The sequence below is a fragment of the Frankia sp. R82 genome, assembly GCF_023716925.1.
Classification (GTDB): domain Bacteria; phylum Actinomycetota; class Actinomycetes; order Frankiales; family Frankiaceae; genus Frankia.
Window position 1 is genome coordinate 1 of the sequence record NZ_JAMQQG010000007.1, and the last position, 25,901, is coordinate 25,901.

Annotated in this window: 26 protein-coding genes; 8 read left to right on the forward strand and 18 right to left on the reverse strand. The window is 72.0% G+C overall.

All coding sequences use genetic code 11. The features are described from left to right. The 6 genes from ND747_RS02825 to ND747_RS02850 form a co-directional block, all read right to left on the reverse strand. Window positions 1-426 (reverse strand): FHA domain-containing protein (locus tag ND747_RS02825; protein ID WP_251731518.1); only part of this gene is annotated, 426 nt, incomplete at its 3' end. A gap of 144 nt (window positions 427-570) precedes the next feature. After that, the gene (locus ND747_RS02830; protein ID WP_251731520.1) at window positions 571-1,029 is read right to left on the reverse strand and encodes a Rieske (2Fe-2S) protein; all 459 of its coding nucleotides are present in this window, start codon (window positions 1,027-1,029) and stop codon (window positions 571-573) included. A 75-nt stretch (window positions 1,030-1,104) separates the two neighbouring features. Further along, window positions 1,105-1,677, reverse strand: coding sequence for a DUF6529 family protein (locus tag ND747_RS02835; RefSeq protein ID WP_251731521.1), 573 nt, complete (start codon window positions 1,675-1,677; stop codon window positions 1,105-1,107). A 257-nt stretch (window positions 1,678-1,934) separates the two neighbouring features. Next, the gene (gene pepN, locus ND747_RS02840; RefSeq protein WP_251731523.1) at window positions 1,935-4,670 is read right to left on the reverse strand and encodes an aminopeptidase N; all 2,736 of its coding nucleotides are present in this window, start codon (window positions 4,668-4,670) and stop codon (window positions 1,935-1,937) included. Window positions 4,671-4,737: 67 nt separating this feature from the next. Further along, window positions 4,738-5,133 (reverse strand): hypothetical protein, encoded by a 396-nt coding sequence (locus ND747_RS02845; protein WP_251731525.1) that lies wholly within the window; start codon window positions 5,131-5,133, stop codon window positions 4,738-4,740. Then, on the reverse strand, window positions 5,126-5,491 hold the full coding sequence (locus tag ND747_RS02850; protein WP_251731527.1) for a hypothetical protein: 366 nt from the start codon (window positions 5,489-5,491) through the stop codon (window positions 5,126-5,128). Before ND747_RS02850 ends, ND747_RS02845 begins: the two co-directional genes overlap by 8 nt. A gap of 111 nt (window positions 5,492-5,602) precedes the next feature. On the opposite strand from ND747_RS02850, the gene ND747_RS02855 reads away from it, so the two are divergent. Further along, window positions 5,603-6,487: an ABC transporter permease gene (locus tag ND747_RS02855; protein ID WP_251731528.1), complete on the forward strand. Its 885-nt coding sequence runs from the start codon at window positions 5,603-5,605 to the stop codon at window positions 6,485-6,487. On the opposite strand, the gene ND747_RS02860 is transcribed toward ND747_RS02855, so the two are convergent. The 6 genes from ND747_RS02860 to ND747_RS02885 all read right to left on the reverse strand — a co-directional run bounded on the left by ND747_RS02860 (window position 6,427) and on the right by ND747_RS02885 (window position 12,277). Continuing rightward, complete coding sequence (locus ND747_RS02860) at window positions 6,427-6,867, reverse strand: nitroreductase family deazaflavin-dependent oxidoreductase (protein ID WP_251731530.1); 441 nt, start codon at window positions 6,865-6,867, stop codon at window positions 6,427-6,429. The two genes, ND747_RS02855 and ND747_RS02860, sit on opposite strands and share 61 nt — an antisense overlap. Window positions 6,868-6,982: 115 nt before the next feature. Beyond that, window positions 6,983-7,312 (reverse strand): zf-TFIIB domain-containing protein, encoded by a 330-nt coding sequence (locus tag ND747_RS02865; protein WP_285899894.1) that lies wholly within the window; start codon window positions 7,310-7,312, stop codon window positions 6,983-6,985. A 175-nt stretch (window positions 7,313-7,487) separates the two neighbouring features. Next, the gene (locus ND747_RS02870; RefSeq protein ID WP_251731533.1) at window positions 7,488-8,504 is read right to left on the reverse strand and encodes a phosphotransferase family protein; all 1,017 of its coding nucleotides are present in this window, start codon (window positions 8,502-8,504) and stop codon (window positions 7,488-7,490) included. Next, window positions 8,501-9,499: a class I SAM-dependent methyltransferase gene (locus tag ND747_RS02875; protein WP_251731535.1), complete on the reverse strand. Its 999-nt coding sequence runs from the start codon at window positions 9,497-9,499 to the stop codon at window positions 8,501-8,503. Before ND747_RS02875 ends, ND747_RS02870 begins: the two co-directional genes overlap by 4 nt. Window positions 9,500-9,746: 247 nt before the next feature. After that, complete coding sequence (locus tag ND747_RS02880) at window positions 9,747-10,229, reverse strand: hypothetical protein (protein ID WP_251731537.1); 483 nt, start codon at window positions 10,227-10,229, stop codon at window positions 9,747-9,749. A 560-nt stretch (window positions 10,230-10,789) separates the two neighbouring features. Continuing rightward, on the reverse strand, window positions 10,790-12,277 hold the full coding sequence (locus tag ND747_RS02885; protein ID WP_251731539.1) for an NAD(P)/FAD-dependent oxidoreductase: 1,488 nt from the start codon (window positions 12,275-12,277) through the stop codon (window positions 10,790-10,792). Between the two features lie 1,022 nt (window positions 12,278-13,299). Here ND747_RS02885 and ND747_RS02890 point away from each other — a divergent pair. The 3 genes from ND747_RS02890 to ND747_RS02900 all read left to right on the forward strand — a co-directional run bounded on the left by ND747_RS02890 (window position 13,300) and on the right by ND747_RS02900 (window position 16,276). After that, on the forward strand, window positions 13,300-14,118 hold the full coding sequence (locus ND747_RS02890) for an SAM-dependent methyltransferase (protein WP_251731540.1): 819 nt from the start codon (window positions 13,300-13,302) through the stop codon (window positions 14,116-14,118). A 17-nt stretch (window positions 14,119-14,135) separates the two neighbouring features. Continuing rightward, entirely contained in the window at window positions 14,136-15,599 is a 1,464-nt protein-coding gene (locus ND747_RS02895; RefSeq protein WP_251731542.1) for a sensor domain-containing diguanylate cyclase, read from the forward strand. A 155-nt stretch (window positions 15,600-15,754) separates the two neighbouring features. Then, entirely contained in the window at window positions 15,755-16,276 is a 522-nt protein-coding gene (locus ND747_RS02900; RefSeq protein ID WP_251731544.1) for a hypothetical protein, read from the forward strand. 113 nt (window positions 16,277-16,389) lie between these two features. Here the strand turns inward: ND747_RS02900 and ND747_RS29635 are convergent, their stop codons facing one another. Further along, complete coding sequence (locus tag ND747_RS29635) at window positions 16,390-17,199, reverse strand: hypothetical protein (RefSeq protein ID WP_308204546.1); 810 nt, start codon at window positions 17,197-17,199, stop codon at window positions 16,390-16,392. Between the two features lie 520 nt (window positions 17,200-17,719). Further along, window positions 17,720-18,940 (reverse strand): acyl-CoA dehydrogenase family protein, encoded by a 1,221-nt coding sequence (locus tag ND747_RS02910; protein ID WP_251731612.1) that lies wholly within the window; start codon window positions 18,938-18,940, stop codon window positions 17,720-17,722. 569 nt (window positions 18,941-19,509) lie between these two features. On the opposite strand from ND747_RS02910, the gene ND747_RS02915 reads away from it, so the two are divergent. Then, complete coding sequence (locus tag ND747_RS02915; protein WP_251731546.1) at window positions 19,510-19,932, forward strand: molybdopterin-binding protein; 423 nt, start codon at window positions 19,510-19,512, stop codon at window positions 19,930-19,932. 550 nt (window positions 19,933-20,482) lie between these two features. Here ND747_RS02915 and ND747_RS02920 read toward each other — a convergent pair. Beyond that, window positions 20,483-20,893 carry a hypothetical protein gene (locus ND747_RS02920; protein WP_251731547.1) on the reverse strand — a complete coding sequence of 137 codons (411 nt, stop codon included), beginning with the start codon at window positions 20,891-20,893 and terminating at the stop codon, window positions 20,483-20,485. 639 nt (window positions 20,894-21,532) lie between these two features. Beyond that, on the reverse strand, window positions 21,533-22,330 hold the full coding sequence (locus ND747_RS02925) for an SDR family oxidoreductase (protein ID WP_251731548.1): 798 nt from the start codon (window positions 22,328-22,330) through the stop codon (window positions 21,533-21,535). Window positions 22,331-22,395: 65 nt separating this feature from the next. Between ND747_RS02925 and ND747_RS02930 the strand changes: the two genes are divergently transcribed. Then, window positions 22,396-22,641, forward strand: coding sequence for a hypothetical protein (locus ND747_RS02930; protein ID WP_251731550.1), 246 nt, complete (start codon window positions 22,396-22,398; stop codon window positions 22,639-22,641). 180 nt (window positions 22,642-22,821) lie between these two features. Here the strand turns inward: ND747_RS02930 and ND747_RS02935 are convergent, their stop codons facing one another. Next, window positions 22,822-23,112: a hypothetical protein gene (locus tag ND747_RS02935; RefSeq protein WP_251731552.1), complete on the reverse strand. Its 291-nt coding sequence runs from the start codon at window positions 23,110-23,112 to the stop codon at window positions 22,822-22,824. A 229-nt stretch (window positions 23,113-23,341) separates the two neighbouring features. After that, complete coding sequence (locus ND747_RS02940) at window positions 23,342-24,286, reverse strand: TIGR03619 family F420-dependent LLM class oxidoreductase (protein ID WP_251731553.1); 945 nt, start codon at window positions 24,284-24,286, stop codon at window positions 23,342-23,344. 401 nt (window positions 24,287-24,687) lie between these two features. Between ND747_RS02940 and ND747_RS02945 the strand changes: the two genes are divergently transcribed. Together ND747_RS02945 and ND747_RS02950 are read left to right on the forward strand one after the other, a co-directional pair. Further along, the gene (locus ND747_RS02945) at window positions 24,688-25,530 is read left to right on the forward strand and encodes a ferritin-like domain-containing protein (protein ID WP_251731555.1); all 843 of its coding nucleotides are present in this window, start codon (window positions 24,688-24,690) and stop codon (window positions 25,528-25,530) included. Continuing rightward, window positions 25,527-25,796, forward strand: coding sequence for an acyl carrier protein (locus ND747_RS02950; RefSeq protein WP_251731557.1), 270 nt, complete (start codon window positions 25,527-25,529; stop codon window positions 25,794-25,796). Before ND747_RS02945 ends, ND747_RS02950 begins: the two co-directional genes overlap by 4 nt. Window positions 25,797-25,901 lie beyond the last annotated feature (105 nt).

The following is a 25,901-nucleotide window of genomic DNA, read 5'->3' on the forward strand; positions in this document are numbered from 1 at the left end:
CGGCGGAACGGGGTTGGCGGGTGGGCGGGGCCGGCCCGCCGTGGGCGCGCCCGAGCCGGCGAGCATCGTCTCCTGCTCGGTCAGATCCGGCTCGCCCGGGGCCGCCTCCTGGGCCGAGGCCACCGGTGCGGGCGGGGGCGGCGGGATGAGCGTCACCGACGGGCCGTCGGCCGCGCCGAGCCGCAGCCGGACCTCGCCGCCGCGCAACGGGACGACACCGGCCCGGGAACCGTCCACCCAGATGCCGCTGGAACTGATGTCGCGGGCGAGCCAACCGTCCGCGGTCGACTCCAGGCGCAGGTGCCGCCGGGACACCCGTCCGTCGGAGATGACCACGTCACAGTCCCGGCCGCGCCCGACCACATGGTCGCGCTCCGGCTCGAGCACTGCCTCACCGGACGGGGCGATGATCCGCAGGGTGCTCACTGCGTGTCCTTTCCAGGACGAGGAAACGGAGCCGGGACGTCTGCCGTCGCCCGCCGGGCCGGGAGGTCCCGGCCGGGCGGACAGAACCGCTCAGACGGGGCAGGCCGCTCAGGCGGGGCAGGCCGCTCAGGCGGGGCAGGCCGGTCAGGCGGGGAAAACACTGCCGCCGCGCACGGTCACCGCAACGGGGGGCAGCGGGGCCTTCGCCGGCCCGGCGACCGGCTGGCCGGTGCGGGTGTCGAACGCGCTGCCGTGGCAGGGACAGCTGATCTTCCCGTTGGCCACCGAGCTCACCTTGCACCCCTGGTGGGTGCAGACCGTCGAGAACCCCTGCACCGTGCCGGTCTCGTCCCGGGTGAGCACGATGCCGGGACCCTCGAGGATCACCCCGCCGTCGGCCGGCACGTCGTCCACCCTGGCGAGCGCGCCCGCCGCGGCGCCCGTGCCCGTGCCCTCGGCACCGCCGCCACCGGCGGAGGCCGAGCTGGCGGCCGGCCTGGCCGCGTCGCTGCCGTGGGCGACGGCGAACCCCGCCGCGCCGCCGGCCACCGTGACCACGATGCCGGGCACGACCAACCGCCGGCTCGGAGCTTCCTGCGTCATGACGTCGTCCTCGGATTCGGGCGCTGGCGGCGGTCGGAGTCGGCTGCTGGCAGGCGCGGGACGGACCCGCCGCGCTCAGACATGCGGGATGCCGGACTGGGTGAAAAACCACAGCGAGGCGGTCAGCCACAGGGCTACCAGACTCGACAACACCAGCGAACCGAGCACCGGCAGGGTCCAGCCGGGCAGCCCGCGGACCCGCAGGCTCAGCATCTTCGCCGCGTAGGCCCCGTAGAAGGCGCAACCGGCGATGCCGTGCACGACCACCCGGGCCTCACCGGTGGCGAACCCCAGCGACCAGATACAGGTGAACGCGACCGGCAGCGTCAGCACGAACGCGGTCGTCCCGCTCCACCGGTGCAGCGGCCCGATCCATCCGGGGGCCCTACCCGCGCCGGGTAGCCGCCCCCACATCCACAGCGCCGAGATCAGCTGTACCAGCGCCAGCACCACGGCCGCCGTCGTCAGCCAGGCCTTCATCGGGAGCGTGCCGGAAAACCCCAGGTCGAACAGTGGTTTTCCGGCCGGCTCGTGAACCTTTGCATAGACCCCCGTGGCCACCGCGACCGCGGCGCCGAGTAGTAGCACCCCGGCTACCGCCCCGCCCCGAACCCCCGGTCTGGCCGACGGCTGTGCGTCGACAGTCATTCCCCGTCCCCCTCATCCCGCGCCCAGGTGTCCCCGCCTGGGCGCGTCCGCTCCCGCGCCGGGAGCATGTGCCGCAGATCATAGCTATGTCGATCATGGTTTGGCGTCCCGAAGGTCGCCGTTGTCCTGCCGACAATGCCCGAGCGCGCAACCGACCGACCGTGAACGTCGCTGGAGCGACAACGAACTGGCCGCTTGTCGCCAGGGGGCCACCGTGTCCGGCCGATCTGTGCGTTGTGTGCCCGTTGCCGGTCTGGTCAGGGCCGGGGCTGGCGCGGGGCCGGCGACGATGGGCGAAGGCCGGAGCCGGAGGCAGTGAGGCGGGCGATGGCGAGGCGGGTGGTGAGGGCGCGGGCGTGGACGGCGCGGCGAAGCTCGTCGGTGGCGTCGATGACGACGCGGCGCAGGACCTGCCCGAGGTCGGTGCGGGCGAGCAGGGCGTCGGCGGCGCGCGCGGTGCGGGGGGAGACGGCGAAGTGCGGGAAGGCGGCGGTGGCGATCTGGCGGGCGGCGTGCGGGGTGCGCCGGGCGGTCATCGCGGGCACCTGGTCGAAGTAGCGTTCCACGTAGGGCGTGGTGAGCTGGTCCTGTTCGGGCTGCCAGAAGCCGTCGGCGGTGGCCGCGACCAGGCGGGCCGACGGCTGGTCGGACAGCATGATCAGGTCCCAGGCGCGGGCCTTGGCGGTGGGGCTGGCGATGGCGGCGCGGGCCCGGGCGGCGTTCTCGGCGGCGCGGGCGCTGCGGTCCTGCCGGGCCTCGGCGGCGATCTCCCGCTCGCCGGCGTGGCCCAGCACGACCAGGCGGTGCAGGAGTGTCCAGCGCAGTTCGGGGTCGACGACCAGGCCGGCAGGGGCGTCCCGGCCGGTATGCCAGGCGGCGAGTTCGGCGGCGTCGTCCGGCCCGGCGAGGCCGATGGTGCCGCGGGCTGCGGACAGCTGCCGTCCGCTGCCGGGGGCGGCCTCGGCAAGCACCAGCCGGCAGGCGGCGTGCAGGCGGGCGGCGGGGTCCGCGCGGTCGGTGGGGGCAAGGTAGCGGTTGAGGGCGACGGTGCGCGCGAACCGCAGGACGTCCTCGAAGACAGCAAGCTGGGTTTCGGCGGGCAGCGCGGCCTCGGCGAGGTCGAGGTAGCGCTCGGCGGGCCAGTCGGCGTCGCGGGTCGCGTCGGCCGCGGCGGCCCAGATCACCGCGCGGGCCAGCGGGTCGGTGATGTGCGGCAGGGTGTTCGGCAGGGACTCCAGGTCCGCGGCGGTGAACCGGGTCTTGGCGTAGGTCAGGTCGCCGTCGTTGACGAGCAGCAGCCGTCCGGCCGGCGTGCCGAGCAGGTCGGTGACCTGGGTATCGCCGTCCGGGGCGTCGGCGGCGAGGTCGACCTCGACCCGGTGCAGCAACGCCAGCGCTCCGTCCACGCCCCCCACGCCGTTCACCCCGGCGGACGGCGTGGGGGAGGCGGGTGCGGTGGGTGACACGCCGTAGACGGCGATGCCGACGCGGTGGGGGCGCAGGGTCGGGTAGCGGGGCGGGGCGCTCTGGCGCACGGTGACCGCGGTGAACCGGCCGGCCTCGTCGACGGAGATCCGTGGCGTGAGCGTGGTGACCTGCTCGCGGCGCAACCACAGCTGCGCCCAGTCGGTGAGGTCGCGACCGCTGGCGGCGGACAGGGCGACGAGCAGATCGTCGAGGGAGGCGTTGCCGTAGGCGTGGCGGGCGAAGTAGGCGCGCAGGCCGGTACGGAAGGCGTCCTCGCCGACCCAGGCGACGAGTTGGCGCAGCACCGAGGCGCCCTTGGCGTAGGAGATGCCGTCGAAGTTCAGCAGGGCGAGGGCGGTGTCGGCGACGTCGACGGGTGCGACCGGATGGGTCGAGGGTCGCTGGTCGGCGGCATACCCCCAGGCCTTGCGGCCGACGGCGAAACTCGTCCAGGCGTCGGTGAAGCGGGTCGCCTCGGCGGTGACCCGGTAGCCCATGTACTCGGCGAACGACTCGTTCAGCCACAGGTCGTCCCACCAGCGCATGGTGACCAGGTCGCCGAACCACATGTGGGCCATCTCGTGCGCGATGACGACCGCCCGCAGCTCACGTTCGGCGTCGGTCACCGCCGAACGGTAGACGAACTCGTCGCGGAAGGTGACACAGCCCGGATTCTCCATCGCCCCGGCGTTGAACTCCGGGACGAACGCCTGGTCGTACTTGCCGAACGGGTAACGGTCGGCGAACAGCTCGTGGTAGCGATCCAGACAGGACTTCGTCACCTCGAGGATCTCGCCCGCGTCGGCCTGCAGATGCGGCGCGAGCGCCCGGCGGCACAGCAGCCCGAGCGCGATCCCGTCATGGCTGTCCTCGATGAGGTGGTACGGCCCGGCGACCACGGTGACGAAGTACGTTGCCAGCGGTGGTGTCTCGGTGAACTCCCAGCGTCCCGGCGCGGTCTGCCGGCCGGCGCCGTTGGCCCGCACCACCCAGTCCGGCGGCGCCAGCACGACCAGGCGCACCGGGGCCTTGAGGTCCGGCTGGTCGAAACAGGCGAAGATCCGCTGGGCGTCGTCGAGGAAGGTCTGGGCGTACAGGTACACCTCGCCGTCCTCGGGGTCGCTGAACCGGTGCAGCCCCTCGCCCGTGTTGGAGTAGCGCATCGTCGTCGACGCGACGAGCTCGTTGGACGTGGCCAGCTCGCCGAGCAGGATCCGGTTGCCATCGCGCGCCGCCGGGCCGAGTGGGCGGCCGTTGAGCCGCAGGTCGTGGACGTCCACGGCCTTGAGTTCGGCGAAGCCGCCGGCGGGCCGCGCCGACGGGCCGGTGGGGGCGCTCCCGTCGGGGCCGGCCCGGTCGGGTCCCGTGGCGTCCTCGGCCGGGTCGCGCAGGCTGAACCGGACCCGGGTCGTCGAACCGAACTCCGTCGACGTGCGGGCCGCCGTGAGGTCCAGTTCGATGTCGTAGCCGTCGACGCGCAGCAACTGCGCGCGGGCGACGGCCTCGTCCCGGGTGAGCGTGTGCATACCGCGAACCTACGAGATGCCGGCCGGGCCTGGTCACGGATGTGGCCGGTAGCCCGGGACGGGCGGATCAGGCCATCGCCGCCCGGGTGCGGCGCAGCCAGAGCAGACCGAGCACGGGCAGGACGACCGGGATGAACAGATAGCCGCTGCCGTAGGTGGACCACACGGCCTGGTCAGGGAAGGCACCCTGGTCCAGGACGCTGGCGGTGCCGACCGCGAGCACACCGGCGAGCTCCGTCGCGCAGGCGGCGACCGCGACCCGGTGCCAGCGCGGCCCGCGGCGGGTGAGCGCCACCGTCGCCACGACATAGACCACGGCGGCGAACGCGGACAGCAGGTAGGCCAGCCGGGCATGGTCGAACTCGGTGGCGATCTGGACGGCGGAGCGGGAACAGGCCGCCACCGCGAAGATCGCGTACACGGTCACCAGGATCCGCCCCGGCCCGGACGAGGTCTCAGCCACCGGCGCTCGCCCAGACCTGCCCAAGTCGGACGACGACCATCGCGGCGGCGAGGAACGCGACGCCGAGGACCGCGCTGCCCCAGCGGGAGCGCTCACCGAGCGTCCACCACACCCCGATCGGCAGCACCACGACCGAGGCGATCAGATACAGCACGAACACGGCCGGCTCCCCGGCCTGCTCGCCGCCGATCAGCTTCACCACCGCGGCGACCGCCTGGGCGACCAGCGCCAGCTCGCATCCGCCGGCACCGACCAGCAGCCCCACCCCGACCGGCCGGTCCCGCAGGACCTGTACCAGGCAGGCCACCGCGACGATCAGCGTGACGGTGATCGTCGCGACCTCAAGTCCTGTGATCATCCGTGCCGCGTTCCGGACCCATGCACCCGCATCCGTACCCCTTCCGCCGTTACGCCGCCGCACCGGCGCCGTTCCCGGCCCCGTCGAAACGCCCCCGGTCAGCTACTACAGATGGTAGGACTTGCCCGGGCGGACACAGCGGCCGCCAGCACCGACGAGGCGGGGCCCGGGGAGGTGAGCGCGGCGGCGGAGGTCGACGTGCGGCTGGGCGTGGGGCTGGCGCTGCTGCTCGCGGTGGCCGTCGGGGTGCTGTCCTGGGCCCGGATCCCGCGCCGAACGGGCGTGGTGACCGCCTCGCTACGGGCGATCGTCCAGCTCACCGTCATCGGGCTCGCCCTGCGCGGGGTGTTCGCCGCGCCGCTGGCCTCCATCGCGGTCCTGGCGGTGATGCTGACCGCCGCGGTGGTGACGGCGTCGCGGCGCCTGGCCGGGTTCGTCGCGGCGACCCGGCGGGTCACGGTCTCGTGCCTGCTGGGCGCGGGAGTGACCGTCGGGCTCATCTTCGCCGTCGGCGCGGTGTCGCCCACGGTGCGCACCCTGGTCGCGCTTGCCGGCAGCATCGTCGGCGGGACGATGACCGCCTGCACACTGACCGGCCGGCGCCTCGACGACGGGCTGCGTCGTCGCTGGGACGAGGTGGAGGCGTGGCTCGCCCTCGGCGCACCGCCGCGGCGGGCGGTCGTGGACATCGCCCGAGACAGCGTCGCCGAGGCGCTCGTCCCGGCGTTGGACCAGACCCGCACGGTTGGCCTGGTCACGCTGCCGGGGACGTTCGTCGGCGCGCTGCTCGGTGGCGCGTCGCCCGCCGGGGCGGCCCGCTTTCAGGTGGTGGTGCTCGTCGGCCTGCTGTGCGCCCAGAGCATCGCCGCGGTGTCACTGGCCTGGCAGCTTGGCGCGCCGACGCGTCGACCCGGGGCGGACACCGACCAGACCGATCAGGAGGCGACGGGCTCCAGCACGAAGACCGGGATCACCCGGTCGGTCCTGCGCTGGTAGTCCGCATAGTCCGGCCAGACGGCGACCGCGCGGTCCCACCAGCGGTCCTTCTCGTCGCCGGTGACCTCGCGGGCGACGTAGTCCCGCCGGTCCGCGCCGTCCTGCAGTTCGACGTGCGGATCGGCCACTATGTTGTGATACCAGACAGGGTGCTTCGGCGCGCCGCCCTGCGAAGCGACCACCGCGTAGGCGCCGCCCTGCTCGACCCGCATCAGTGGGGTCTTGCGGATCTTCCCGGACTTCGCGCCCCTGGTCGTCAGAATGATGACGGGCACGCCCTTGAGGTCGTTGCCCCGGGTGCCGCCGGAGCTTTCGTATTCGGCGACCTGGTCGCGGACGTAGGACGCGGGGCTGGGTTCGTACTCTCCAGTCAGAGGCATGGCCTCCAGTCAACACCAGGCGCCACCCGGTGACCGGGCGAGGCCGCGACCGGGTGGGGCGTTCCCGGCGACCAGGCGATCTCGTCCAGAGCCCGCAGGCGAGGCGCCGGGCAGCTCAGGAGCTGAACAGCATGCGGGCGAAGCCACCGTGCTTGGCGCGACCGTGCCCGTGTCCGTGACCCCAGGCGGGCTGGTCGTAGTGCCCGGGCTGTGGGTACGGCACCGGCTGCGCGGCGTAGTGACCGCCCTGCGGGAAGCCGCCGGGCTGGGCGTACGGGGCGGGGGCGGGAGGCGGGGGCGGCTGGCTCCACTGCCCCTCGAGTCGGGTCAGTGCCTCCAGCTCGCCGTAGTCGAGAAAGATGCCGCGACAGCCGTCGCACTGCTCGATCTGGACGCCGTTGCGGTTGTACGTCCGCATCGCCGCGTGACACTTCGGGCACTGCAGGGTGTAGCTCACGGTTGCCACCTGCCGATCAGCGTGCGCCAGACATCGGATCTTGCCTCGAGCGTATCGGCTGGACTGCACACCGCCGCCGAGCAGTCGCCTTCCCGACCGTCTCTGCCGGTCGGTCCGTCTCTGCCGGTCGGTCCGTCTCTGCCGGTCGGTCCGTCTCGGCCGGTCAGTCCGGTGCCGACCGGTGTGCTGCCGCGATGCGTGCGCAGGCGGCGACGAACTCCCGGTCGACGTCCGCCATCGGACGGTCCGCGCCGGCCAGGCCGAGGTGGTCGGCGACGGCGGTCGCGGCGTACTCCACGGTGAGTGCGCGCGCCGGCAGGTCGAGCACTGGCCACGGGTCGCCGTCGGCCGGGACGGCGGGCCCGCCGCCGGCGCGGTAGGCGTCCAGCAGAGCAGCCCACCGGTCCATGGTCAGCAGCCCGGCGGCGAACCAGGCGGCCGGGCGGGCCAGATCCCAGGCGGGATCGCCGAGCCCCAGATCGTCGACGTCGATGACGCGCCACCCGAGGTCGGGCAGCGCGACGAGCTGGCCGAAATGCCAGTCGCCGTGCACCACCGTGGTTGGCCGACCCGGCCGGGAAGCCGCCGGATCGGCGAGGGTGTCGTGCGCGGCGAGGACGGGGGCGGCGAGCTGATGACCGGCGTGTGGGCGCAGCCGGGCGACGCGATCGGCGAGGCGGCGCAGGACGTTCGCCGCCGGCAGGGTGGCGAGATCGCCGAGGCCGACCGGGAACCGGTGCAGTCGGGCGAGCAGCGCGCCGGCCGGCGCCCAGGGTGCCCGGTCGACGTCGCGTGCCCCGAGACCGTGCCCCGCGGGCCAGGCGCTGACCAGCTGGGACCCGATCCGGGCCACGAACGTCTCCGGCCGCCCGGTCGGGACCGGCGGTTCGGCCAGGGGAAGCGGAGCGAGCAGCACCTTCCGCAGCGCCGGGCGGGCGGCGACCCGCAGCCGGGCGGCCAGCTGCTGCGGATCCGTACCGGCCGGATGCGCCTTGAGCACGAGGTCGCCGCAGCGCACGATCAGCCGGTCGTCGCGGCGGGACACCACCACCGGCGTCCACGGTGGTGCGGCCTGGGCGGGGACGTCCATGACTGGCGCGAACCGCGGGGCGAGACGGGCCATCGCGTCGACCAGCTCCGCTGCCGGTCCGTCGACCGCCGCCGCGCCGGACGTGTTCACCGCACCGGCTTGCGGAGCCGCCAGATGCACTCGGACGGCCACCGGCGGGCCCACGCCTCGTCGTCGCGCCCACCGGAGGCTTCCCCCGCCTGACCGTCGAACACCGCCTGACCGTCGAACACCGCCTGACCGTCGAACACCGCCTGACCGTCGAACACCGCCTGGCCGTCGAACACCGCCTGGCCGTCGAACACCGGGTCGGACTGGACGGCGGCCGGCACGGGGCTCGGCGGGCGCGGTTCGAGGAGATCCTCGACGATCAGGCCGCTGTCGCGGAACAGCCTGATCCAGGCCCCGTACGGCAGGTTCATGCTGACCAGACCGTCCGCCTCGGCGACAAGCCGCAGGCCGAAATAGTCGTGGATCAGACGGGTGCCGGGGGAGTCCCGGCCGGGACGCACGGTGACCTCGTAGATCGGGCTGACGTGGCTGAAGGCCAGCAGTCCGCCGGGACGCAGCACCCGGGCCGCCTCCGGGATGGCCCGCATCGGGTCGGCGAAGCTGAACGCGCCATGGTCGGCGAAGACGATGTCGAAAGATGCCTCGGCGAACGGCACCGCCTCGGCGCTCGCCTGCACCAGCGGGAAGCCGAGCCCCGTGTCGGCGGCCAGCCGCCGGCTGTGGCTCAGCTGCCGTTCCGACAGGTCCAGCCCGACGGCCCGCGCCCCACGGCGGACCAGCGCCGTCGACCACTGGCCGCCGCCGCAGCCCATCTCCAGCACATCCCGCCCGTCGACCTCGCCCAGCACCCTCAGCCGCGATTCGGGAATCTCCCACAGCCCCCAGGAAATGTCCCCGGTGAACGCCTGCCGGCGGATCTGTGGCCCGTTCAACCGCTGGTACTCGTCGGAGATCTCGTTCCAGCGCGCCCGGTTCGTCCGCACATGCGTACCGACCCGGGCGCCGCTGTCGACCCTGCCACCGCTGTCTGCGCCGCCGTCGCCCCTTGCCCCGCCGTCGATCCCGCCGCTGTTGATCCCGCCACTATTGATCATCGTGCCCTCGTCCTCCTCCCGGCGGACGCGGCACCGCGTCGGGCGCCACCGGTCGGCGGCGCGGGTCGGGTCGGAGCCGCAGGGCCGGGTCGCCGCGCGGGACGCCGTCCGGAAAAGACGTTGTCCGGTCGCGAGGCGGCTGTCGGGATGGATCAGTTCGTCCGGTGCGTCATCGTATGAGACGGGTACGGAGTACCTGACTGTCGCATCATCCCGACTGGTCCCGCGGGGATCCGACGGACGGTCGTCAGGCCTTCGGCTCGGCGACGGCGACGGCGGTGTGGGTGCCGTCCACCGTGCGGGCGCGCACGGTCACGGTGTCGCCGGAATGGATGTCGGTGACCTTGGCCGCCTTCTGGTCGACGCGGTACCTCGTCTCGCCGGTCAGGACGTAGGTCGCGGCGTAGCCGTCCTCGCTGGTGACGCTGAGCGAGGTCGGGCTGATCGTGGTGACCTTGCCGCGCTGCCCGTCGACGACCTCGTAGCCGTGGTCGGTCTTCACGGTCGCCTCGCCGTGCAGCGCGTTCTGGCGCAGACGGCGGGCCTCGGCGAGCCTCGGGTGATCCGCTCCGGGCCGGTCACCCGCCGTCGCCGCTGGTGCGGACGGGGAGGCCCCGGCGGACGCGGGGGTGTCGGCGAACGCCGCCGTGCCGGTCAGTCCGACGCCGACGCCGAGTCCGAGACCGAGCATGCCCACCGCGGCCACGACGGCACCCCGTCGCGTGCTCATGAACCTGCGCATCGTTGCTGTCCTTTCACCCGTCCACACGCCGTAGGTGACGGCGTGGCGCACCGGGGTGGCGCGCCGTCCTCGCCATGGTGGCGCGCTGACATGTGAACCAGATGCGAACCGTGTCCGGTTGCCGAGTCAGTGCATCCGGACGGTGGAGTCGGCAGGTGGGCCGCCGGGCGGGCACGTGATCAGCGTGGTCCGGACGGTGGGGTGTGCGGTCGATCCGCGCGGGGGGTCGGGGTGGCCGCCGGGCGGCGTGCGGGGGATGACCACGCGTGGGGTGCCCCGGCCGGCATGATGGCCGGCACCCACCCGATCGGTGTCTCCGCCAGCCCGGAGGTGGCGCCGGGCCGGGGTTCGGGGCGGGGTCTCGGCGGCTGGGGTCTCGGCGGGCGGGGCAGGGCAGGGGCGATGGGTGTCCCCACGCGAACCGCCCGGGTCGGGGAGATTATCTCCCGGCCCGGGCGGTCATGGTCGCGGTGGCCGTTGGGCCGTGCCGCATGGACGGCCAGACGCCTGACGTGGTGCTTTTACTCAGGGTGCGAGGGGGGTCCTTGTCAGACGCGGGACGCGGCCCGGCCGTTCGCCTCCGGGGTGGGCTGCGCGGGTACCGCCGAGCGGGCGGCGCCGGTCCAGCTGGGCGCCTCGTCCGCCTTGGGGGGCAGGGACGGGGCGAAGTTGTCCCCGAGGCGTTGCAGGGCCGCCCGGGCGAAGATCTGCTGCTCGGTGACGGTGCGCTCCGAGCGGCCGCGGCCGATGAAGCTGACCGTCCAGTGCAGCAGGGTGGTCAGGCGGTGCTTGAACCCGATGATGTAGACGAGGTGCACGGCAAGCCAGACCAGCCAGGCGAAGAATCCGCTGAACTGGACGTTGCCGATCTTGGCCACCGCGCTGAACCGCGAGATGGTGGCCATGCTGCCCTTGTCGTGGTACTTGAACGGGTTGCCGGTGCGCTTGCCCGCCACCCAGCCCTGGATCTCCTTGGCCGCGTGCCGTCCGCCCTGGATGGCGACCTGGGCGACGCCAGGAAGCCGGTCGAGGCTCATCATGTCGCCGATGACGAAGACCTCGGGGTGGCCGGGCAGGGTGAGGTCGGGCAGCACCTCGATGCGGCCGGCCCGGTCGATGCCGGCACCGGTCTGCTCGGCAAGCTGCTTGCCCAGTGGGCTTGCCGCGACCCCGGCGGCCCACACCTTGCAGACCGACTCGATGCGCCGGCGGGAGCCGTCGGCGTCCTCGACCTCGATGCCGGTCGCATCGACGTTGACGACCTTCGCGCCGAGCTGGACCTCGACGCCGATCTTCTCGAGCTTGTCCTGCGCCTTCTCGCCGAGCCGCTCGCCGAAGGGCGGCAGCACGGCGGGCGCGGCGTCGAGCAGGATCACCCGGGTCCGGGTCGTGTCGATGCTGCGGAAGTCGTGCCTGAGCGTGCGCCGTGACAGCTCGGCGATCTGCCCGGCCATCTCCACGCCGGTGGGGCCCGCGCCGACCACGACGAACGTGAGCAGCCGCTCGATGTCGGCCGGGTCGGTGGAGGCCTCGGCGAGCTCGAACATGCCGAAGATCCGCCCGCGCAGCTCGAGGGCGTCATCGATGCTCTTCATGCCCGGGGCGTGCGTGGCGAAGTGGTCGTTGCCGAAGTACGACTGCCCGGCTCCGGCGGCGACGACGAGGCTGTCGTAGGGCTGCACGGTGGTGCGCCCGAGCAGCTGTGACGTGACGGTGCGGGCCTTCACGTCGATCTCGGTCACCTCGCCGAGCACGACCTGGGCGTTGTCCTGCTTGCTGAGGACCTCACGGGTGGTCGGGGCGATCTCGCCCTCGGACAGGATGCCCGTCGCTACCTGGTAGAGCAGCGGCTGGAACAGGTGATGGGTGGTCTTGGCAACCAGGGTGATCTCGACGGGCGCCTTGCGAAGAGCCTGCGCAGTGAACAATCCGCCGAAGCCAGAGCCGATGATCACCACGCGGTGCGGGGAGCTCCGGCGCCCCTCGAGCCGTTCCGGTTCGCCGGCATGCCCGGTGTGGGCGCTGTCCGTATTCACGATCCTTCTCCGCTCAAACTCTTGACTCCCAGCGGTGCCCGTTGGCGCCGCGGAGACCGTATCCCCACGAGCACACGGGTCTCCCCTGACTATCTTCCGCCCTATGAGCGCCCTGGCATCGTGTTCATCGTCACCTCACTCCGCGACGATGGAGCTCGCATTGTGTGGTGTGGAGCACATCTGATCCGGCGGGCGAATAGGCCTAGCCCGGACATCGCGTCGTGTGTGGTTGTTCCGCGGGCGGCGACCCACCTGTGGGGGCAACCTGGGAAAAGGACCGCGTGATGTCCGGCGTTCACCTTACCGCCCGCCCCCACGTCGGGCCGAGCGGGGTTCTGCGACTCCCGCAGGCCCGGCTGCCTCGGTGTTCCTGGCCCGCAGCCGGTCGCCGCGGGGTCGACGGTGCTCGCCTGGGCGGGGCCTGGGCCGGCTGGCTGCCGGGATGCCCGTCCGGCTGGTCGTGGGGTGCGGATCCGGCCGTCCGGTGCAGGCCCGGTTCTCTGCATCGGTGTATTCCGCCGGCATTTTGTTCTGCGGATGTGCGGGTCGCTCGCGCGTTCTTTCGCCGGCGCGTCCGGCCGCTCCTTTGACTGGCTCCATCCACCCGCGTCATCTACGTGGCTCCTCCACCGGGGTCCTCCACCACGTCCGCGGCACGTGCACCTTCACCGGCAGCCGGGTAACGCCGACGATGCCGGCAGCGCCAGCAAGGGTGTACGCGCGATTCCGCCGGGTGACTATGTGTGCTGGTCCTTTTCTGGTCCCGGGCCGGTCTGTCCGGTCTTCGGTTGTGAGCCGGCGCCCGCGGTGGCCACACCCGGCCGGTCGTGGATGGTCGCCGGGCCGGCCGACGGGGTCTGGCCGGGGTGGCTCCGTGTCGGTGACGCTGCGTGTGACCGGCTGGCCCGGGGCTGATCGTCCAGTGCGATCTGACCGACCCGCCTGGTGACGAATGTTGCGAGCATGGACAATTCTTTCACCGTCCGTGCCCGCGCTGGGCCGGTCGAACGGGAAGGGTGACGATGGCTGACGTACCCGGATGGGCGACGGGCGTGGATGTCGACCGGCCGAGCGCCGCGCGCATGTACGACTACGCCCTCGGTGGTTCGCACAACTTCGCCGCCGACCGGGACGCCTACGCGGCGGTCGTGCGGACCTTCCCCGACGCGCCGCTGGTGGCCCGCTCGAACCGGCTGTTCCTGCACCGGGCCGTGCGCCACATCCAGACCGAGTTCGGCATCAACCAGTTCCTCGACCTCGGCTCGGGCGTGCCGACCGTCGGCAACGTGCACGAGATCGCCCAGCACCTCGACCCGAAGGCCCGCGTCGTCTACGTCGACATCGACCCGGTGGCGGTCGCCCACGCCGAGATGCTGCTCGCCGACAACCCGGGGGCCGCGATGCTGCGCGCCGACGTCCGGGACCCGGCGGCGGTGCTGCGCTCCGAACCGGTCACCGCCCTGCTCGACCTCACCCGTCCGGTCGCCGTCCTCATGGTCACCGTGCTGCACTTCATCGACGACGAGGACGACCCTGGCGCCATCGTGCGGGCCTTTCGCGCGGCGACCGTCGCGGGCAGCGCGCTGGCCGTGTCGCATCTGGTCGCCGACGACTGGAACGACGAGTCCCGCAACGTCCGCGGCGTTTACGACCGGACGTCCACCGGGATCAACCCGCGGACGAAGGAGCAGATCGCCGGGCTACTCGAGGGCTACACCCTGGTCGAGCCCGGGCTCGTGCACTCACCGAGCTGGCGGCCCGACCCGGGTCCGGCCGGGCTCGACCCGCTGAGGGACGACCCGAAACGGTCCGTGGCGCTCGCCGCGGTGGGCCGCCGGTAGCTTGGATGGAGGCGTCCATGGCTCCGCCCGGCGGGGCGCTGCGGGCCGTGGGGCCCGCGTCGGCGGCCCGGGCCCAAGGGATTGACGGTTTCGCCCGGGCATGGGCCCGCGCGATCGTGGGTGCGAGCTTCCCGGACAGTCCCCAGCCCGACGTCGAACGGCGGCTGCACGGGCTGTCCGAGCGGCTGGTCGACGTTCTGCTGCGCGAACCGTTCGTCGCCCAGGAAGCGGCACCCGTCGCCGTCGCCCTGCTCGAGCACACCTACGGTGCCTGCGACGCGCTCGCCGCGACCGTCGAGGTCTGCGGCGCACAGCTGCTCACCGCGCTCGCGCTGGAACCGAACCCCGAGCTCACCGGCCGGATCGCCGCGTTGCAGGGCGCGTTCGTCCGCGGCTACACCCAGGCGCTGCGTGAACGCATCCTCGCCGACCAGGGCCGGATTCACCGGGCCGCCCACCAGGCCACCGCCGAGCGGGTGCGGTTGATCTTCTCCGCGCCCACCGTGGGTATCGTCCTCGCCGACGAGTACGGTCGGATCCAGGACGCCAACGAGGCGTTCGCGCGGATGGTCGGCGTCTCGCCCGCGCGGATGATCGGCCGGTCGCTGCCCGATTTCGCCCACCCGGACGATGCCGCGCACCTCGGCCTGGAGCTGGCCGCCCAGCGGCGCGGCGGGTCCGCCCGCGGCCCGCGGGCCGAGCCGCGACTACGCAGTGAGCTGCGGCTGCGCGGGCCGTCCGGGGCGGTCGTGTACGCCGAACTGTCGACGTCCTGCCAGCACAGCGGTGGACGATGCGACGTCCAGCTGACTCTCGTCACCGACGTGACGGAACGTCACCAACTGCAGGAGGTGCTGCGACACCAGGCCCGTCACGACGCCCTGACCGGCCTGCCGAACCGCATCGCCCTCGGTGAACGGGTCGGCGACCTGACCGCCACCGGCCGGCCGCGGCGGATCGGCCTGTGCTTCGTCGACCTCGACCGGTTCAAGGCGGTCAACGACGGCCACGGGCACGATGTCGGTGACCGGCTGCTCATAGCTGTCGCCGAGCGGCTGCGCGCCACGCTTGCGGACGGGCAGCTGCTGGTCCGGATGGGCGGGGACGAGTTCGTCCTGCTGCTGGCCGACACCAACGGCATCGAGGACGTGACGGCGGTGGCCGCGCGGGTGCTGGCCGCCCTGGCCGAACCGATCCGGATCGGCCGCCACCTGTTCACCGTGGGGGCGAGCGTGGGGCTGGTCGAACGTGAGGTTCTCGGGGGCGACTTCGACGAGCTGATGCGGGCCGCCGATCGATCGCTGTACCGGGCAAAGAACGCCGGGCGGGGCCGCTGGGTCGTGTTCGACGCCGACCACGACGACGAGCAGGCCAGCCGGGACCGGACCAACCGGGATCAGGCCAACCGGGATCAGGCCGGCCGCAACCGGGCCGGTGGAAACCGGGCCGTCCACACGGGCGGGATGCACCGCGGTACGTGAGTGGGAACCGTGGCGCCGGCCCGGTCCTCCGGACACGGCCCGGTCCCGTTCGCCGGTGGCGCGCGATCGGTTTCTCGCGGACGCAGTCAGGGAGCTGACAGTACGGGAATCGTTACCACGCAGCCAACGGCGGTGCCGCCTCATAGGCTCGAAGAATGCGGTCCTCGCGTGATTGTTGCCGGTCCGGACGCGCGGGAGTCATCCGCGCCGACCGGAGCGGTCGTGCCCGTGCCCGAGCCCGGGCTCTGCTCTCGGCCGGCGGCGAGCCAGGGCGTCCACGCCTGGTCGCGGCCGGTGGCGCCACAGCGCGGGTAGGCGCGGGCGGCGCGTTGCTGGGGCTCGCCGCGGCATGCACCGGCCTGCTCGTCGGCTGCTCGTCCAGCGGGTCCGGGGTGGCCAACGACGTGCGCATCACCAACTGCACGCGCGACCCCGACAACCACCGGGCGGTGGTGCGGGGAACGGTGCACAACGGCTCGTCCAAACAGTCGAACTACGTCATCCAGATCGACGTCCAGGCCAACGACAGCAAAATCGAAAGCGGTCTGACCTCTGTGCTGCGGGTCGGGTCAGGTCAGACCGAGACGTTCACCGTCCACCCGGTCGGCGCGGACGTCCCCAGCGGCACCGCGCTGCGGTGCACCATCGCCCATGTCGGCCGCATCGCCGCCGAGTGACGCCGGGCCGGTCTCAGCCGGCGTCGGCCGGCGTCGGCCGGCGCAGCCACTGAGCCGCGAAGCCGCTCGGTCGAGCGGGACGGGGCCGCGCAGGGATCGGGCCGCTCGGGGACTCAGCCGTGCAGCGCCGGTCCGGTCTGCGGTGCCCGGCCGAGGTAGGCGCGGGTGCGCGGCGGGGGGACGGACAGCCGGCGGGGCCAACTGCCGTGCCCGAACACAGCCGGCCCACGGAGGACCTGGCCGGCGGCCGGCGCCCCGATCAACGGAGGACCGATCGGTGGGGCGGATGCCCGGGGTGTGAGCGCGTCACCGACGATTCGCCCGCCGGCGACCAGGCCCGTACCGCCCGAGCCGTCGGTGGCGGGACAGCCGCCCGCGGGAGGGCCGGCGGCCGACCGGTCGGGGTCCGTCAGGCCCGGGTCGGGGGTGCCACCGCGCAGCAGACCGACCCGGGCGGCGACGCCGAGGCTGTAGAGCAGGGCGCGCACCCGCGTGTCGATCTCGTCGCGGATGGACCGGACCTCTTCGAGCGGTCGCTCGGCCGGATCGTCGACCTCCCAGGTCAGGTACCGGGCATGCGGGTACTGCGGGACGGCGTCACCGCAGCCCATGGTGATGACCACGGACGCGGACCGCACGGCGTCATCGGTCAGCCGGATGGGCCGGTGGGCGGACAGATCGATGCCGAGCTCGGCCATGGCCGTGACGACCGCGGGCGCCGTCCACGGCGCGGGGGAGGTACCGGCCGAGTGGGCCTGGATGCGACCGTGGCTGTGCTGGCTGAGTAGCGCCGCCCCCATCGGCGAACGACCGGCGCCCCGGGTGCAGACAAACAGCACCTCAGGACCATCGGCCGCCACGGCACCCGGGTAGGGAGCGTGGGCCGCCTGCGGTGTGGCCACGGTGGGACACGTGTGGGTCATGTCGGCCTCCGCATCCTGATGGCTGCATCTCGACCCAGACCTGTCGAAAAGGTGACAAGTGGGTATCTGTCCGGCCTGCGGTCAAAGCGATGGCGCCGAGGACAGAAATCGTCCACCAGATTATCCGGATGGGCGACGATGGTGGGCTTCACGTCAAATGCGGGCATTGAGCTCATCCTACCGGGAGATGTGAAGGCCATCCGCTCATTATTGACCCGAATCGCGAGGCGTCGGGGTGATCGTCGCAGTTGTATCGGAGTCGGTCGGTGCCTGCTGCTCGGTGCTTGACGGGGTTCGGGAGGCCGTGGTGCTCAGGCGGCGTCGTTGGTCATCGGCGCCTGGCGCGTCCCGGCGAACGAGGCGGGCCCGCGGGCGGGTCGGCGCGGGGAGAGGCCGGGTCTGGACGGTGGCCGATCGGGCATCCGCGGGTGGCGGGGGCAGGGACGGCGCCGGCTCGGCAGCGTCCGCCGTCGTGCCCGCCAGGCCCGCGTGTCAGTCCGGGCACCGATGCGGGTCCTGGTCATCGTCGCATCATCAGCGCGTCGCCGAGCAGGTAGGCACCCACCATCTCGAAGTTCGCCGGAGCCAGCGTGATGTGCGCAACAGCGCTGTGGACGTCCCGGAAGCAGCGGTCCAGCCGGCTGCTCTCGGCCAGTGCCCGGGTGCCGGCCAGGCTGTGCAGACTGTCGACGGCCCGCACGGTGTTCTCCCCGACGGTGGCCGCAGCCAGCCTGATCAGCGCGGACAGGTCCTCGCCGCCGATCGGACCGTGTGGGCCGGCATGGTTGGCCGCATCCTCGAGCATGAGCTCCGCGGACCGGACCAGACCGGCGGCCCGGGCGAGCCCCGCCTGCACGGTGTGACTGGAGGCCAGCGTCTGGCTGCCGCGTGCGGGCACGGCGCCCACCGCGATGCCGGGAAAAGCGCTCAGGGCGTCCTGGGCGATGCCCAGGGCGGTGGAGGCGGTGGTGAACGGCCCGAAGTCGTAGTAGGCGATGGGATATCCCCGCGAAGGCCGGGTCTGCGGCGGGCGGCGCAGCAGGCTCCCGTCGACGGTGAACTCCTCGGGAACGAACAGGTCGTCGACGGAGAAGCTCACGCTGCCGGTGCCGCGCAGGCCCACCGACTGCCAGTCCTCGGCGAAGCGCACCGCGTCGGCGGGCACGAACAACATGCGGACGGGCGGTGGGGAACCGGGCGCCAGCGGTGTGCCGGTGCCGCCGGTGTCATCGGTGCCGCCGGTGTCATCGGTGTCATCGGTGACGAGGCTCGCGCAGACCAGCCACTCGGCGTGGGTCGAGCCGCTGGCGAACGACCAGCGGCCACGCAGCCGGTAGCCGCCGGGGACCGGCTCGGCGTGTCCGGTCGGGTTGATGCCGCCGACCACGAGCCCGTCGCACTCGGCGAACAGCTGGGCGGAGACCTGCTCGGGCAGGTAGTCCGACATCCGGGAGATGACCCCCTGCACACCCATCTGCCAGGCGACCGAGGCGTCCACCCGGGCGAGCGCCTGCAGTACGGCGGAGCCGGTGTGCACGCTGACGCCACCGCCGCCGAACGACGGGGACACCCACATGCGATGGATGCCCTGTTCCCGCAGCGCGTCGATGACGGCCGCGGGCGTCACCCGTTCTCGTTCGGTCCGTTCACGCTCCCGGACCAGCACCGGAGTGACGGTATCGACGCGGGCGAGCCACTGCTTCGTCTCCTCGTGCGAGTGCGCGGAACCGCTCCAGAACACGTCAGCCACCTACTCTGCTCGCCGGGTCGTGTCGGCTCTGCTGGAAAGGGTCAGAACAAAGGTGCCGGCCGGCTGTGGGCCGGTCGGTTTCCGGCGTTTTTCGTGTCGGGTCAAAAATTATCAACTCTGTTGACGCCCGGCTACGAACAGAAGTCCAGCCGCCCGGAGGTGCCAGCACCTGGTGGCCGCTGCTCGCCGTCAGCTCCCGGGCACCGCGCCGTCCCAGTTCAACCATAATGACGCTGAGCTGCAATGACGTCACCTGTGTCCCTTCCGGTTGCGTGGGCGCACCCGCGGATCACGGGCAGGTTGCGGGCCATTTCTTCCGCAACTACGGGTCGATGGTAGCAATTTTGACGCAGATGCGGAACCAGGTCTGATGTGGTGCCCGTGCCGGCGGATTTATGCCCGAAAGGGGTAGGGGGTCACCCGTCGATGTGGTGCGGTCGGGTGAGGGGAATCGGCGTCGACGACGTTGCGGCCGGTTACCGTCCGGCGTTGATCGCGCCGTCAAGGTGAGGCCTCGTCGTGGCAACTCGTCCGATACATCCACCGGGTAGGATTTATTCATGGTCCTTAGTATTCGTAATCAATTCACCGGGATTGTGAGCGAAGTTGTCTACGGCTCCGTCATGGGGACCGTCGCCATGGAGATCTCCGGTGGGCACACGCTGACGGCCACCGTCACCATGGATGCGATCAAGGAGCTGGGGGTGGGTGTGGGCAGTCCCGTCGCGGCGCTGATCAAGTCGACGGACATCTCCGTGGCCATCCGCGAAACCGCTGGGCTGAGCATCCGAAACAAGCTGCGCGGGACGCTCGTCGAGCTTGATTCCGGGGGTGCGATGTCGGTCGCGCGCATCGCGCTGGGCGAGGGCGTGGAGATCACGGCCGCCATCACCCGGGCAGCGGCCGAGGAGCTCGGTCTGGCACCGGGTCTCGAGGTCACCGCATTGATCAAGTCGACCGAGGTGTCGTTCGCCGCGGTCTGACCCACGTGGTTCCGGCCGGTCGGAACTTCGCCCCGACCGGCCGGAAAAGCTCTGTTGAAAGCAGCATCCGGCGACCGGGCACATCGGTGTCAGCGGGTCGGCGGACATGTGCTCCGGGCAGAAATAAAGGATAATTCCCGGTGCACCGCGGAATCGCCCCGGATACGGGGCATGGCGCTGGTGCCGGCCGTCCCGGAGTCGCCGGCGGCGCGTGAACACCCGTGAGCGGGTGCCCGCGGGCACCCCCGTGGGAACACCCCGGTGCACCCGCAGGGCACCCGTGTCCCGCTCGAAAGACGTCGAATCTGCTGGTCGCGCCGGGTGCACTCGGACGGGTGCACCCGGCGACCGCGAACGGCTCACAGGTGCACCCGCCAGCCGGCCCGAACGGGCGGCACGGGGCGCCGGTGGACATCCGACGGGCCGCCCGCTGATGGGGTGGGGGCGGCGGGCGGCCCGTCGGGTTGAGGCATCCCCGTCGCAGGGGCGCCTGGTCTGTGGCCGCACCATCACGGTGCGGGTGCGGGTGCGGGTGGCGGACCCGGCGCGGTCAGCCCTCCGCGGACCGCGCCGGGTCGTCTGGTCGAACCAGCTGTTCGTTCGGGCGCCGGTCCTGGCTGTCGAGGCGTGGTCGGACGGGGCGCAGGGCACTGCCGTGCAGGAGCAGGAATCCGGGTGGCCGATGATCGTTCGGCCGGGCCGGCGCCGGGGCGTCAAGATTGTCGACGGCGTGCGCCCGCACCGCGACGAGGATCAGCTCCCAGATCGTCGAGGGCAGCCGGCTCTCCCGTGGCTCTTCCACTCCGACCCGGATGATGATCTCGTCGGGCAGGCCGCGGGCGACCTGACCGTGGCCCGCGCTCCAGGACGTCCAGCCGATGGACCCGTCGGCCGTGGTGAGCACCTCGAACCGTCCCGTGCGCACGTCGTCGACGAACGCCGACCACAGCTGATGGGGCATCCGCAGCTCGCACGTCCGTCCGGCATAGCGGTAACGGATAATTACGATGGCGCCGCGGCAGGTGAACCGTAGCCCGGGAGCGCAGGCCGGGCGCCGCCAGTACGGCGGGGGCGGGGGAACCGGCCCGGCCGGTGCGGTCGGCCCGACCCGCGCCCTCGTGGACGTCCGCTGGCCGGAGTTCTGCTGGCCGGACCTCGACGGCGCGGCGGTCTGCCGGTCGGTGGTGGTCTGGTGCTCAGCGGCGGTCTGCCGGTCACAGGTGCGAGGGGTGACGGCTGGTGCAGGGTCCGGGAGAGGACCTGATGGTGCGATGCGCGAGGTCCCCTCCCGGTGTGCCTCACCGCCCATACACGCCCGCGTGGCGATCCGCCCACCGCGGTGGGGAACCGAATGCGAGCGGGGCAGCAACCCTCGGCGGAATCCGCAGTCCCAGGAGGAGAATCCCGTTGTACTCACCAGGAGTCCTCCTCGCCTCGGTTGCTGGGACGCGGTGCGCGTCCGCCGGTGAACACATCACACCGTGCTGAGCCCATCCCCGACAGAGCGCAACCACCAGGTGCGGCCCCGCCCGTCCCCGTTGCACCGCTGTTGACCATGTGGCCGAGCCGGCTGCGCAGGTCCCCTGCCCTGGGTGGGACGTCAGGCCAGCGGCGGCGGTGGGACGGCGCCGTGCATCGCGGTCAGCCCGCCGTCCGCCGCCAGCACGGCACCGGTGATGTAGGCGGCGTCGGCCGACGCGAGAAACCAGATGGCCGCCGCCTGCTCCCGGGCACGCCCCCAACGCTGCAGCGGGATGCGCCGGCTGGACGCGTCGACCAGGCCCGGGACGTCGCGATGGCGGGCCATCAGCGGTGTCTCGGTGAGGCCGGGGGCGATGGCGTTGACCCGGATGTTCGTGGCGGCAAGGTCAAGCGCCGCGGCCCGGACCAGATTGACCACCGCGCCCTTGGACGCGTTGTAGGCCCAGTTGCCGGGGTCGGCCGCGAGCCCGGCACTGGATGCGGTCACGACGATCGCGCCGCCGCCGGTGGCCCGTAGCGCCGGCGCGGCCGAGCGGATGCCGATCGCGACGCCCCGCACGTTGACGGCCAGGATCCGGTCGAGCCGGGCGATCGCGCCCTCGTCCTCCCACGGCAGGGTGCCGCCGATCCCGGCGTTGAGCACGACGGTGTCCAGCCGGCCGAAGTGGTCCACCGCCGCCTGCACCATCGCGGTGCCCGTCTCCTGCGCGGACACGTCCCCGACCAGCGGGACGATCTCGCCCGGCCGGTCGGACGTCGGCACCCCGTCCGGTCGGGGGGTGCGGGTCAGGTCCGCGAGACCGGCCTCGTCGGCGTCGACGGCAACCACGTTGCAGCCACGTTCAGCGAACAGCTGGACGCAGGCGAGCCCGATCCCGGACGCCGCGCCGGTGATGATGACCGAGGGCCGTCCCACGCCGCCTCCACAGATCTGCCGTCCCCGAACCCGTGGTCCCCCATGGGCGAGCATCTCCGAGCAGGGTGAACGCAGGGTCGCCGCGCTATGACACGGCGACCAACACCGTCGTCGACGCGCTGGAGAGCGGCGACCTTGTGCGGGTCGCGCCGAACGTGTCCGGCGTCGCGATCTGTCTTGGAGACGGCACCGACACCATCGACGCCAACCCGGGCGCGGACACCTGCCTGAACGTCGAGAACGCCGTCAACTGCGAGTTCGTCGTGAAACGAACATCAACGACGCGCGGTTATGAAGCAGCAATAATGTGACGCGCGCAATCACGCCGGCCAGGGACACCCGTCAGGGGAAACCCGGCCGGTGGTCGGCCGAGTCCGTCGAAAAACGCTCGACGAGGGCATGGGAAGAGGGGTGAACGCCCGGGGTTGATCGGGGTCGAGGCGAGCCGGAGCTTCGTCGGCCGGCTCGTCGCCTCGGTGCCCCCGGCTGGTTCAGTCGTCGGTGACGGCGGTCCACCTGCGATCGCGCGAGGTGGCTGCGCCGAGGTCCTGCAGCCGCCGCAGGGCGGCGGTCACCTCGGCAGCGGGCAGGTCGAGTGCGTGCGCGAGGACGCGGGCGCGCAGCGGTTCGTTCGCGCAGCGCAGCGCGGCTCGCACGCGAGCCCCCGTCCGATCCGTCCGGCCCGCGAGTTCGGCGCGGTGCCGTAGGTCCTGCCGGGGCAGCTCGATGGCTAAGCCACCGTCCGACTGATCGGTGATGGTGACGTGCTCCACAGAATGCATTAGGTCACTCCCGCATTTAGTGCTGACATCTATAACGATGCAACATGAAGGCGGTTTATTTTCTGCGACCTGCGTCGCTTTACTGCGGGTAGTTCCGAAAATACTGTATGTGTGCAGATTTTCCCGGCGCTAGCCGGATAGCGCCCGCACAGGATACCGGTTCTCCGGGTGCTGTCCGGGGACCTGCGACCCGGGGCGTGCCGGAGGTCGGCGCGTGCCGGGAGGTCGGTCAGTGCGCGCCGAGGGGGACGATGACGTTCTCGGCGAAGCGGCGCATCCCCTCGATCGCCTCCCGGGAGCGGGTCCATGCCTGGACGATGATCCGGGTCACCCCGGCCTCGACATAGGGCTCGACGTCCTCGGGTCGCTGCACCTGGCCATGGACGGTGATCTCCAGCGGCTCGGTGCGTCCCGCGCGTTCGGTGAGGGCCCCCAGGCGTTCCAGCGACGCCGGCAGCTGCTCGAGGGTGTGGTTCATCGGCATCCAGCCGGTGCCGAACGTGGCGGCTCGGCGCAGTGCTGCCGGCCCGTCCCCGCCGATGTGCAGCGCCGGCCCACCCGGCCGCGTCGATCGCGGTTCGAACGTGACCGGACCGAAGTCGAAGAACCGGCCGTGATGTTCGACGACCTCCTCCGTCCACAGTCGGCGCAGGACGTCGAGGGTCTCGTCGATCCGTGCCCCGCGGGTGTCGAAGTCGAGGTTCAACGCCTCCCACTCCGCCCGCAGCCAGCTCGCGCCGACCCCGAGGGCCAGCCGGCCGCCGGAGAGGATGTCCACCGTGGTCGCCGCCCGCGCGGTGAGGAACGGGTGGCGCAGACCGAGGTTGAACACGTTCGTACCGATGGTGATGTTCGTGGTTCGCGCCGCGATGAAGCTCAGCATGGCCATCGCGTCGTGCACCGGGACGTTCGGCGGGATCGGCGGGTGGTCCGCGCCGGCGAACGGGCTCCCGCTGGTGTCGATCGGCACCACCACGTGCTCGGGCACCCACACCGACTCGAAACCGAGCCGGTCCGCCTCGACCGCGACATCCACCCACGCCCTCGGGTTGACCGATCCCAGGTGCACGGCGAACGCCGGGGAGCGCACCGTGGACCGGGAGGCGCCCGTCGGGCCGGCGACCGTGGCCGTTGGCGCACCCGAGGCTGCAGCGGGGGTGTGAGGCGAGGTCACGGGCACGGTCCTCTCGGTGGGCACGGTCCTCCGATGCTGGAGGCCCCATCCGGTTGTACCGCGGGCGGGCGTTGCCAGGCACGCGGATCGACGCCGCCACGGCCACCTGGGCGGCGTCCCACGTCGGCCCACGGCGGGCCGGTCCGCTGGCCAGGAACATGCATGGCCGGCGGACCGGCCGGCCAGGACCCCGTCGGCCGGTCCGCGTGGGTGAGCTGGAAGCGCTGATGTGCCTGTGGGGTGCGGCTCGGTGCGGGCCGGATGGGGCCGTGGGATGCCGCGGGATAGCGGATGCGGATTGTGCGATTGCGAAGTGTGGATCACTGGTTGTCGGTGGGTGGCTGCCCGTTTACGGTATGGGCGGAACGGGCTGCGAGGAAATACCCAGGAGGGAATCTCCCATGCCGACCGCCATTCCGGAAACGGCCCACAGCTTCGAAGTATTCACGCATTATGAGCGCCTGCAGTGGAAGGTTTCCGACCTCGACCTCGGCAACATTCATCGCGAGCTCGTCCAGCCCGCCTACATCCCCCTGGTCAAGGGTGTGGTGATGGGTGAGGCCACCTCGCTTCCCGGCCTGCACGGCTTTCTCAGCGAGTTCGACGACGACTACGACTGCTCGGCCTTCGTGGCCGTCTGGGCCTATCAGGAGCTCCAGCACCACTACGCGTTCCGGGCCTGGCTGCGGGGCGTCGACGTCCACATCGACCAGGCGAGGATCGAGGCGCTGCGTGAACCGTACGAGGCCGGCGTCACCCCGAGCGCGACGCTGACCACGAACGTTATTTCCGAAATCATTGTCAACACCGTCTACCGGGCACTGTCGGAATGGGTGCAGGAGCCGGTTCTGGCTGACCTCTTCCTGCGGGCGAGCCGGGACGAGGCCGGGCACGCCCGCGAGTTTCTCTACTATCTCAAGCGCCGCCTGGCGCAGCACCCGCACGAGCTGAAGTCCGTGCTGGAGCGCATCCACTTCTATGTGACGAGCGCCCGGCTCAACCACCCCGTGGGCGTCTACAAGCACCAGCGGGTGGAACAGATGCGGGGCTACGAGACCGTCGACGACGTCATCGACGTCTACCTCCAGATCTCCCCGCCCGACGCGCTGGACAGGCTGCAGGCCAAGCTCCGGCGGATGCTCGGGACGGCCGTCGGCCTCGACCTGAGCCGCAACTCGGCCATCCGGCACGCCATGGCCGACCTGGCCGTGGCCGAGACGCCTGTGCCCGAAGGAGTGTCATGACGACCGCGCCCGCGTCCCGCGACGAGATTCTCCGTACCGTCACCGAGATCGTGCACCGTGAGATCGGCATCCCGCTCGACCGCCTTGCACCCGACTCCGACCTGCGTGGTGCCGAAGGTGCGGACTCGGTGAAGGTCCTCGTCATGATCTCGCGCGTCGAGCGCACCTACGGTATCGAGATCGACGACCAGGACGTCTTCACCCTCTCCTCGATCAACGACGTCGTCCGCGTCGTACAGGCCGCCCGGTCCGAACCGGCGCTCTGAACCACCCCGACGCCGGGCATCGCCACGCGCCTGAACCGGCCGTGTGCCGGCCGCCCGTGGCCTCCTGCCGGTGAGGAAGCCGCGGACGGCCGTTCGGCTTTCGGG